The 10,265-nt window shown below is 63.4% G+C and carries 6 protein-coding genes and 1 pseudogene; 5 read left to right on the top strand and 2 right to left on the bottom strand.

What is annotated here, in order from left to right:
- Together J7360_RS17640 and J7360_RS17635 are read right to left on the bottom strand one after the other, a co-directional pair.
- The coding region (locus J7360_RS17640; RefSeq protein ID WP_209034350.1) for an ATP-binding protein at window positions 1-302 on the bottom strand (302 nt) is incomplete at its 3' end.
- A complete protein-coding gene (locus J7360_RS17635; protein ID WP_081027975.1) occupies window positions 299-2,323 on the bottom strand; it encodes a SpoIIE family protein phosphatase in 2,025 nt (674 codons plus the stop codon). The genes J7360_RS17635 and J7360_RS17640, both read right to left, overlap by 4 nt.
- A gap of 219 nt (window positions 2,324-2,542) precedes the next feature.
- Between J7360_RS17635 and J7360_RS17630 the strand changes: the two genes are divergently transcribed.
- From J7360_RS17630 to J7360_RS17610, 5 genes and pseudogenes are all read left to right on the top strand, one after another.
- Window positions 2,543-3,142 (top strand): hypothetical protein, encoded by a 600-nt coding sequence (locus J7360_RS17630; protein WP_057663417.1) that lies wholly within the window; start codon window positions 2,543-2,545, stop codon window positions 3,140-3,142.
- Window positions 3,139-4,452, top strand: a complete 1,314-nt coding sequence (locus J7360_RS17625) for an XVIPCD domain-containing protein (protein ID WP_209034348.1) — start codon at window positions 3,139-3,141, stop codon at window positions 4,450-4,452. The genes J7360_RS17630 and J7360_RS17625 overlap by 4 nt, the downstream gene beginning before the upstream one ends.
- Window positions 4,453-4,868: 416 nt before the next feature.
- Window positions 4,869-5,866, top strand: a pseudogene (locus tag J7360_RS17620) (arabinogalactan endo-1,4-beta-galactosidase).
- 412 nt (window positions 5,867-6,278) lie between these two features.
- Window positions 6,279-8,966 (top strand): pyruvate dehydrogenase (acetyl-transferring), homodimeric type, encoded by a 2,688-nt coding sequence (gene aceE, locus J7360_RS17615; protein WP_209034345.1) that lies wholly within the window; start codon window positions 6,279-6,281, stop codon window positions 8,964-8,966.
- Between the two features lie 86 nt (window positions 8,967-9,052).
- Window positions 9,053-10,168, top strand: coding sequence for an ATP-binding protein (locus tag J7360_RS17610; RefSeq protein ID WP_209034343.1), 1,116 nt, complete (start codon window positions 9,053-9,055; stop codon window positions 10,166-10,168).
- Window positions 10,169-10,265: the final 97 nt, after the last annotated feature.

Below are 10,265 nucleotides of genomic sequence, written 5' to 3'. Positions count from 1 at the left end.
CTAAAAGTGGGGGGATTACCGTCGGTCACCTCGGGCATGGGCGCGGCGCAGGGGTCGAAGGCGCTGCCTGCATCGTGCATTTCCAATACCAGCGCCTGGGCGTCCAGCTGCAGCTGCAGGCGCAGCGGCTGTGCGGCGCACTGGCCGTGGGTCAGCGCGTTGCAGCCGAGCTCTTCCACGATCAACCGCACCTGGCCGATGCGCTCGGCGTGCAGGCCCTCGAGCGTGAGCGACTGTTCCAGCGCATCGTTGGCGCCGGCCAGCTGGGCCAGCGATGGCGCGATGGCCAAATCGAGCTTCATGCAGTCGTTGCCTTTCCGGGCGCGTCCCGGCCAGCGTGTGCGACCCGCCCAGCATGCTCCTGGCGCAGCCGGATCGCCAGCAGCGTGATGTCGTCGTACGGATCGGCCGTGCCGGTGAAACGGGCGATATTGGCGATCACCGCCTTGCATTGCGCCGCCGCGCTGCGGCGCGGGTGCAGCGCCGCCAGCAACCGCTCCAACCCGTAGCTGGCGCCGCGCTCGTCCATCGCCTCGGTCACGCCATCTGTGTAGCCCAGCAAGGTCTGCCCGGCGCTCATGCGGCCCTGCAGCACCGGATAGGACTCCTGCGGCTCGATCCCCAGCGGCGCACCGGTTTCCAGTGGCAACGGGCGTGCCGTGCCGTCGATATCGATCAACAGCGGCGGCTCGTGCCCAGCGCTGGCCAGCCAGTAGTCGCCGCTCACCACGTTGATCAGGCCGCACAGCACGGTGGCGAACATGCAGGTCTCGTTGTTTTCGGCCAACCGCGTGGACGCGGCAATCAAGATCGCGTCCGGGCGCGTGTACCGGCGCGCGGCAATCTCCAGCACGCTCACCGCGCGCGCCATGAACAAGGCCGCCGGCACGCCCTTGTCGGAGACATCGCCCACCACGAACCACAGCAGGCCCGGTTCGGTTTCCACAAAGTGGTAGAAATCTCCGCCCACCGCCTTGGCCGGTTCCAGCCAGGCGCAGGTTTCCAGATGCGAACTGGCGCGGTCGAAGGTGCGCCCGGAAGGCAGCATCGCCTGCTGGATCTCGCGCGCGATCTGCAGCTCGCTGTGCATGCGTTCGCGCGCGGCGGTCATCTCGCCGATCTCGGCGATGTGGTGGCGGATCGCATCGCGTGCGCTGTCGAAGGCGCGTGCCATCACGCCCACCTCGTCGTCGCGTTCGATGTGCTGCAACGGGTACTCGAATTCGCCACGACGAAAATGCTCGGCGGTGTCTGTCAGTTCTTCGATCGGTCGCGTCAACTTGCGCGTGATCCGCCGCATCAACCACCACCACACCATGGCGCCCAGCAGCGCGGCCAGCGCCACCCATGCCGCCAGCCAGTTCAGGTCGGCCAGCACGTAGCCTTCGGAAGCCGACAACACGAAGGTCCAGCCGCTGCGCCCCACCGCTGCGCTATGGGTCAGAAAGCGCTCGCCGTCGGGCGCGGTATGCGAAAACGAAATCGGCTGGCCGGCCGCCACCGCGCGTTGCAATGGCCGCAGATCCGGGCGCGAACGGGCCACATAGGCGGTGAGCGAGTGGCGCAGATTGAGTGCCGGGTCGGGGCTGAAGACCAGCAGGCCTTCCGGCGACAGCAGCATCGTCTGGATGCCGATATCGCGCGGCAGCTGATCGATGATCTCGCGCAGATGCTGCAACGGCAGGTCCACGCTCACCATGCCCACCGGCGCCGTGTCCGGTGCATCGCCAGGCCGGCGCAGTGGCAGGTTGTAGCTGGTGTACAGGCCGCCGCCGTTGGCATCCAGGTAGGGCTCGGACCACCATGCGCGGCCCTCGCGCTGGGTGCGCAGATACCAGGGCATCGCGCGATAGTCGTAACCCAGTTCCAGCGCGGATTTTTCCGCGATGCGCGTGCCGCTGCGGTGCACGTACCACACAAACCCGCTGTCGCCGGCCTTCTGCGTGCGCGGCGCAATGATCAGTCGCGCCGCCCCGATATCCGGGTCGCCGGTGAGCGTGGCCAGCAGCAACGCACGCAGATTGAACGGTTGCAGCCCCACGCCGCTACTGCTGGCGGCCAGCGTGCGCCCGCTCACCTGCACCGAATCGAGCAAGGCCGCCAGGCTGCGCGCGGTCTGTTCGGTCAGGCCATCCACCTCGGTGCGCGCCGCCTCCACCAGCTCGGCGCGCGCGCCCAGGTAGAACACCGTGCCCAGCACCGTCAGCAACGCCACCAGCACCGCGGTGGCCGCCAGCAGTACACGCATGCGCAAGCTGCGGCGCCAGGGCATGCGCGCGGCGATCGATGTCTGGTGGGGCAGTGATCGCGGGCGGTGGCGCATGGCGCACTCTTCGTGGCAGCAGCTGCGCTGGATCATGGCAGCTTTGCTGCCATGCACAACTCTCTGGCAGCCTCATCCTCACGTGGTGGCGATTGACCGGCCGAACGCGAGCGGACTAGATTGGCCGCCCACCTGCCACGGAGGCCGGCCTTGCGCCAGATGTTGACCCCAAGCCTGCTGGCCCTTTTGCTTACGGCCTGTCACTCCCCGGAGACCAGCATGACCCAGACCCATTCCTCCGCCACCGAGGCCACTGCAGCAGCCGACGTTCAGGCCGGCGGCCGCGGTCTTGCCAGGTTGAATCCGAGCCCGCGCAAGGCCTACGAGGTCACGCTCACCTTGGACAAGGCGCCCGGCGCTTTTAGCCTGGTGGAGGCTGCGGCGCAATACGATGTCAGCAACGAGCAGGAATGCGGCAAGATCCAGCCGGAAACCGGCACCGCCGGCCGCATCACCAGTCAGGAAAATGTGGCGCTCAAGAAGATTTCCGAGACCGAATACCGCGGCACGGTGTATCTGGATCTGATGCAGGACGAGGACTACTACGGTCGCGGCGTGTGCCATTGGGAATTCAGCGGCGCCAGCGTGCTGCTCAAGGCCACCGGCGCCGAAGATGAGACGCGGTTCTTGTCGTTTATCGAAGCCGCAACCGTGACTGGACAGACTGCATCGAGCAAGTACTACTGGAGCGAGCGTTACCCGCGATCGGAAATGAGCGATTTTCCCGATATGGGCAAGCGCAATATCGAAGAGTTCAAGCCAGAGATTCGCGACAAGCTGTTCACCATCACGCTGGCTGCCAAGGAAGTTGCGCCATGAGCATTCCTTCAACGCAATACGCCGGTCTCTCCGATGACGTTTATAAGGATCGTGCAGTAGGCCGCCGCGCCCCGGGGCAAGAAGAGATCGTGACAATCGAAGGACAGCGCTACGCTGTCCTCGAGCATGTCAACAATCAATCCAGCGGCTACCAGGGCACGATCTATCGACGTGAGGGGAGTGGCGAAATCGTTGTTGCGCATCGGGGCACCGAAGGTGCGGCCAACGACATTCTCACTGACGCCACCATGGTCACCTCGCGGACTAATCCGCAGGCAGCCGATGCGTTGGCATTGACCAAGCATGCCCTGGGGTACGCGAAGGAATTCGGTAAGGAAGAAGGACGTACGCCGGAAGTCACCGTCACCGGCCATTCGCTCGGCGGCGCGCTTGCGCAGGTGTCCGCACACCACTACGGCCTCAAGGGCGAAACCTTCAACGCGTATGGCGCGGCAAGCCTGAGTTACCGGATTCCGGAAGGTGGCAATAGCGTGATCAATCATGTCATGGCATCGGACCCGGTCAGCGCGGCATCGCCGCACTTCGGGCAGGTGCGCATGTATGCCAAGCCCGATGAGATCGCCACCTTGAGCGGTGCCGGCTACAGCAACAGCAAGGCCAACTTCCTGATTCCCGATTACCCGCTGGTTGCGGCCGGCGGTTCGCTCGGTGCGCACAAGCTGGGCAACTTTCTGGGCGAACATTCTGCGCTCAGGGACCCCAACGCGCGCCCGCTCGCCGAGCAGAACAAGCGCATGATCGACGAGTACCGCAGCGATGTGGACGGGCTGCGCACCGGTACCACCATCCTCACGCGCAGCGCGCGCGGCCTCGGCCAGGACGCCATCCGCGGCCCGCTCGCGCCGGGCGAGCCGGCCAAACGCGACGCACGCGAGCATGGCAACGGCCACACCTCCTTGCGGATCGATCAACCCGGACACGTGGGCAATGGCTTGTTCCAGGATGCCCAGCGCGGCGTGCACGCGCAGGACGCACGTGCCGGGCGCACGCCCGACCAGCACAGTGCGCAGTTATCCGGTTCGCTCGCATCGGAAATGCACGCCGCCGGTGGCCAGCGCATCGATGCGGTGATGATGAGCCCGGATGCCGCACGCACCTTCGCCGTGCAGGGCCGCGTCGACGACCCGGCACAGCTGCGCGTGAGCGTGGACACCATGACGGCAATGAATACTCCGCTGGAACAGAGCAGCCAACGCGTTGCCGAAAACGCGGCGCGTCAGTCGGTGGTATTGGAACAGCAACAATCGCAGACCCAGCAACAGCAGCAGGGCGCACGCGCCATCGGCTAAGGGGAGCGGGGCATGGGGCCGCCGCGTTTGTGTGCAGTGCCACACCACGCTGCCGCCCATGCCGCACGCCGCCCGGACTGCACATCGCCACCATCCAACGCTGCATCAAGACGCCGGGCCTGCCCGGCGTTTTTGCGTTCGTTCGCGCAATAACGCGCACCGCTGCTGCTGCATCTGCACAACAACCGGCCCGCAGCAGGTGTGCGAACGCAAGGTTTTCCTGCGTCGAGATATGCCACAACTCCTCCGTACCTATAGCGGCCTCAACCGGGCTGTACGGCCGTGCTTGAATCGCTGCGGGTTTGCAGCGATGCACGGCCAGGCGCTTGCCACGCCGCGCACGCGCGCGAGGCAAGGCAGCGGGATCAAAGCAAGGCACCACCCGGCGCGACACTCATCGATCAAGGGAGCGTTCCATGCCCATTTTTTGCAGGCACTACCACCGTGTATGGCTCATCTTGCTGCTGTGTCTGTGCAGCGCCGGCGTCAGCGCGCAAGGCATCGCCAAAGGCGCGGACGTCAGCTGGCTCAATCAACAGGCCGCCAACAATCCGCCGCAGGTGTTTCGCGATGCAGCCGGCAACACCGCCGACTTCATCAAGCTGTTCAAGGATGTCGGCGGCAACGCCATTCGCCTGCGCGTGTGGGTCAACCCGTCGGGCGGCTGGAACGATGGCCGCGACACCCTGGACAAGGCCAGGCGCGCCGCCGCGCAAGGCATGCGCATCATGATCGACTTCCACTACAGCGACAGCTGGGCCGACCCGGGCAAACAGACCAAACCTGCGGCCTGGGCCGGCCACTCCGTCGCCCAGCTCAACACCGATGTCTACAGCCACACCCAGGGCATCCTCAAATATCTCAAGGACAACGGCATCACCGTCAGCTGGGTGCAGGTCGGCAACGAGATCAATAGCGGCATGCTGTGGAACGAAGGCAAGACGCCCAACTTCGCCACCCTGGGCCAGTTCATCAACAGCGGCTACAACGCCACCAAGGCGGTGTATCCCAATGCCAAGGTCGTCGTGCATCTGGCCAACGGCTACGACAACGCCAACTTCCGCTGGTTCTTCGACAACCTGCGCTCGGCAGGCGGCAAGTGGGATGTCATCGGCATGTCGCATTACCCCCCGTCGGCAGCTGGCAGGACTACAACAGCCGCCTGGACACCAACATGCGCGACATGATTGCGCGCTACGGCAGCGATGTGGTGATTTCCGAGGTCGGCATGGACTGGCAGCAAGCGGCCACCACCCGCGCCATGCTCAGCAACCTGCTCAGCCGCAGCAGCATCGGCGCGCGCGTGCTTGGCGTGTTCTATTGGGAACCCAACGCCTACCCCGGCTGGCAGGGCTACACCATGGGCGCAGTCAACAATAACGGCCAACTGACCGAAGCGCTGCAAGCGTTCTGACCAGCATGCCCCCACGGGGCGGCGCCCGCCGCGGGGGATGTCCTGGCGAAGGCACCCAGCCGCACCCACAGATCCCGCCATCGTAGGAGCGCACCCGAGCGCGACAGGCGTTACCGAGAAAGCTCCTCGCGCCCAGGTGCGCTCCTACGGGGGCATGTACATCGGTCCATTCCCCACGGCGGCGGCCGTCCATCGCCCGCCGCTGGCCCTCATCCTTTGGTCGTACACCGGCAGCGTCCGCTGCGCCGTACCGTCGTTCCAGCCGGCATCGACGCCCCACTCGGCGCACGACAGCGTCCCATTCCATACGCACCCGTAGCGAGGAATGGCAACAGGTGCGTGCGGTACACTTGGGGGTTTACGAATTCACGATGTCGACACACCCGCGGGGTGTGTCCCCCCGGGAGCGCTAATGAACTGGTTGAACGAAGTGCTGCACAACGATCCGAACCCGCTCGAGACCCAGGAGTGGCTCGAATCGATCAAGGCCGTCATCGACGTCGAAGGCCCGGAGCGCGCCCATCAGCTGCTGGAAGGCATGGTCGAACAGACCCGTCGCGCCGGCGCTTACCTGCCGTTCTCGCCCACCACCGAGTACGTCAACACCATCTCCCCGGCTAACGAGGCCAAGCACCCCGGCGACTCCGCGCTGGAGTGGAAGATCCGCTCGATCATCCGCTGGAACGCCATGGCCACGGTCGTGCGCGCCAACCGCAAGCCCGGCGACCTGGGCGGCCACATCGCCTCGTTCGCCTCCAGCGCCACGCTGTACGACGTGGGCTTCAACCACTTCTGGCGCGCGCCCTCGGACAACCATCCGGGCGATCTGCTGTTCATCCAGGGCCACAGCGCCCCGGGGATCTACGCCCGCGCCTTCCTCGAAGGCCGCATCAGCCAGTCCCAGCTGGACAACTTCCGCATGGAAGTGGACGGCCAGGGCATCTCGTCCTACCCGCACCCGTGGCTGATGCCCGAGTTCTGGCAGACCCCCACCGTGTCGATGGGCCTGGGCCCGCTGGCGGCCATCTACCAGGCGCAGTTCATGCGCTACCTGGAAAACCGCGGCCTGATCGAGAAGTCCGACCGCAAGGTGTGGTGCTTCATCGGCGACGGCGAGAGCGACGAACCCGAAACCCTGGGCGCCATCGCGCTGGCCGGCCGCGAAGGCCTGGACAACCTCATCTTCGTCGTCAACTGCAACCTGCAGCGCCTGGACGGCCCGGTGCGCGGCAACGGCAAGATCATCCAGGAACTGGAAGGCGTGTTCCGTGGCGGCGGCTGGAACGTCATCAAGCTGCTCTGGGGCGGCTATTGGGATGCCCTGCTGGCCAAGGACACCGACGGCGTGCTGCGCAAGCTGATGATGGAAACCGTCGACGGCGAATACCAGAACTGCAAGGCCTTCGGCGGCGCCTACACCCGCGCCAATTTCTTCGGCAAGTACCCGGAGACCGCGGCCATGGTCGCCGGCCTGTCCGACGACGACATCTGGCGCCTCAACCGTGGCGGCCACGACCCGCACAAGGTGTACGCCGCCTACCACCAGGCCGTGAACACCACCGGCATGCCCACCGTGATCCTGGCCAAGACGGTCAAGGGCTATGGCATGGGCTCGGCCGGTGAGGCGCTCAACCCCACCCACCAGACCAAGAAGCTGGACGACGCGGCGGTCAAGCACTTCCGCGACCGCTTCAACATCCCGGTCACCGACGCCCAGCTGGAAGACGGCCAGGTGCCGTTCTACCACCCCGGCGAAGATTCCCCGGAAGTGCAGTACCTGAAAGAACGCCGCAGCGTGCTCGGCGGCTTCCTGCCCTCGCGCCTCCCCAAGGCCAGCAAGTCGTTCGTCGCGCCCACGCTCGACAAGTTCGAGCGCCTGCTCAAGGACAGCGGCGAGCGCAGCTATTCCACCACCATGTCCTTCGTGCAGAGCCTCAACATCGCCCTGCGCGACAAGGAACTGGGCCCGCGCATCGTGCCGATCGTGGCCGATGAGGCGCGCACCTTCGGCATGGAAGGCATGTTCCGCCAGATCGGCATCTATGCGCCGTTCGGCCAGAAGTACAAGCCGGTCGATGCCGACCAGCTGATGTACTACCGCGAAGACCAGACCGGCCAGGTGCTGCAGCAGGGCATCAGCGAGCCGGGTGCCATCGCCTCGTGGATGGCCGCAGGCACCAGCTACTCGGTGTCCGACGTGCCGATGCTGCCGTTCTACATCTACTACTCCATGTTCGGCTTCCAGCGCGTAGGCGACATCGCCTGGCAGGCAGCGGACATGCGCACGCGTGGCTTCCTACTCGGCGGCACCGCCGGCCGCACCACGCTCAACGGCGAAGGCCTGCAGCACGAAGACGGCTTCAGCCAGGTCATCGCCGGCTCGATTCCGAACGTGCGTAGCTACGACCCCACCTTCGGCTTCGAAGTCACCGTCATCATGCAGCACGGCATGAAGGCGATGATGGAAGACCAGATCGACGAGTACTACTACATCACCCTGATGAACGAGAACTACGCCCACCCCGGCATGCCGGACGGCGCAGCCGAGGGCATCATCAAGGGCATGTACCTGCTCAAGGACGCCGGCAAGCCCAAGAAGGGCGAGCTGCGCGTGCAGCTGCTGGGCAGCGGCACCATCCTGCGCGAAGCCATCGCCGCGGCCGAGCTGCTGGACAAGGACTTCGGCGTCACCGCCGACATCTGGTCCTGCCCCAGCCTCAACGAAGTGCGCCGCGACGGTTACGCCGTGGAACGCTGGAACCGCCTGCACCCGGAGGCCGAACAGCGCAAGCCCTACGTCACCCAGCTGCTGGAAGGCCGCCAGGGCCCGGCCATCGCCGCAACCGACTACGTGCGCGCCTTCGCCGACCAGATCCGCGCCTTCGTCCCGATGACCTACACCGTCCTCGGCACCGACGGCTTCGGCCGCTCGGACACGCGTGCGAATCTGCGCCGGTTCTTCGAAGTGGACCGTTACTACATCGCGCATGCGGCGATTGCCGCGCTGGCGAAGGATGGGAAGATGACGGGTAAGGATGTGGCTCGGGCGATTAAGCAGTACAAGATTGATCCTGAGAAGGCGAATCCGGTTGGGGTTTGAGCCAGAAAGGGGAGCATAGCTCCCCTTTTTCTTTGTAGTCACTCTTACAGGCAGCGAAAGCAGGCTAGCGAGAAAAGGGGAATTTTATGAAGTTCACTAGGCTTGCTGTAAAAGGGTGGAGACAGTTCGATGATGTCGATATTGAGATTCACCCTCGCTTGACGGTAATAACCGGCGCCAATGGAGCCGGAAAAACCACTCTTCTCTCATTGCTAACGCAGCATCTTGGGTGGGCTCGTCCATACCTTGCCAGTCCTCGTCAAGGCAGGGACGGCTCAATAAGCTATCTCTCGGGTGTTATCAGGGGAATGTTTAGTTGGCTAAGAGGGGAGAGCGAAGCTTCTTCTGAATTCGGGTACGTCACATATTCAAACGGACAAAAGGCTGTTCTCTCAGTCAGCCCAACCGGTGGGGTGGAGTACGGGATAACAATTAATCCGCAGTCCCATATTCAAGGAATTAGTATTCCTTCGCACCGTGTAGCTTCTAGATACCAGCAGATAGGTTCAATTCCGACGACAGGTATTGGTGCCGTTCAAGCATTTCATAATTACTATAATGAGCAGATGAATCGCTACGTTCATGGGCATGCCCACTCCGGCGTTTCACCTATGTTTCGTATGAAGGAAGCCTTGATATCTATGGCCACCTTCGGCGCAGGGAATGGTTATGTGCAGGGTAGGCCTGACTTACTTAAGTCTTACCTTGGATTTATAGAAGTGCTCAGGGCTGTAATTCCCAGTACACTTGGGTTTATTTCCCTGGAGATCAGAACCCCTGACGTTGTATTAATTACTAGGAGCGGTGAGTTTCTTCTTGATTCTGTTTCTGGCGGGGTTGGGGCAGTAGTAGATCTGGCTTGGCAAATATTTACATACTCCGATCAGGCTAGTGAATTTGTTGTTGTTATCGATGAGCCCGAGAATCACCTGCACCCTTCAATGCAGCGAGAGTTACTTCCCAATCTGCTGAAAGCGTTTCCCAATGTGCAGTTTGTAGTGGCTACTCATAGTCCATTTATTGTTACCGCGGTTAGGGACTCAGTGGTTAATGTTCTGGCTTATCGTAGTAATAAACTGGAAGCATCGCTTGCAGGTCTTGCGCCCGAACTTAGTGTTTATTCACGAGTCTTAGATCACGTAAACAAGGCTGGTTCTGCTAATGAGGTATTGCGAGATGTTCTGGGCCTAGGGAAGGTCTGATCAACTCACCGCAGATGCGCGACACTATCGCCTTATGTAGAGGATTCATCCATGCAGCTGACGTTCGGTGACGCTGAGGGCTTGGGCAAGCGTAAGC

This window comes from Xanthomonas sp. D-99 (assembly GCF_017746145.1).
GTDB lineage: Bacteria > Pseudomonadota > Gammaproteobacteria > Xanthomonadales > Xanthomonadaceae > Xanthomonas > Xanthomonas cissicola.
Note: the sequence above shows the minus strand (reverse complement) of the source record. Positions and strands in the feature narration are given on the sequence as shown.

What these genes read in the sequence shown, in the direction of transcription:
- J7360_RS17630 (WP_057663417.1), top strand. Translation starts at nt 2,543, where the DNA reads ATGACCCAGACCCATTCCTCCGCCACCGAGGCCACTGCAGCAGCCGAC.
- aceE (WP_209034345.1), top strand. Translation starts at nt 6,279, where the DNA reads ATGAACTGGTTGAACGAAGTGCTGCACAACGATCCGAACCCGCTCGAG.
- J7360_RS17610 (WP_209034343.1), top strand. Translation starts at nt 9,053, where the DNA reads ATGAAGTTCACTAGGCTTGCTGTAAAAGGGTGGAGACAGTTCGATGAT.
- J7360_RS17625 (WP_209034348.1), top strand. Translation starts at nt 3,139, where the DNA reads ATGAGCATTCCTTCAACGCAATACGCCGGTCTCTCCGATGACGTTTAT.
- J7360_RS17635 (WP_081027975.1), bottom strand. Translation starts at nt 2,323, where the DNA reads ATGCGCCACCGCCCGCGATCACTGCCCCACCAGACATCGATCGCCGCG.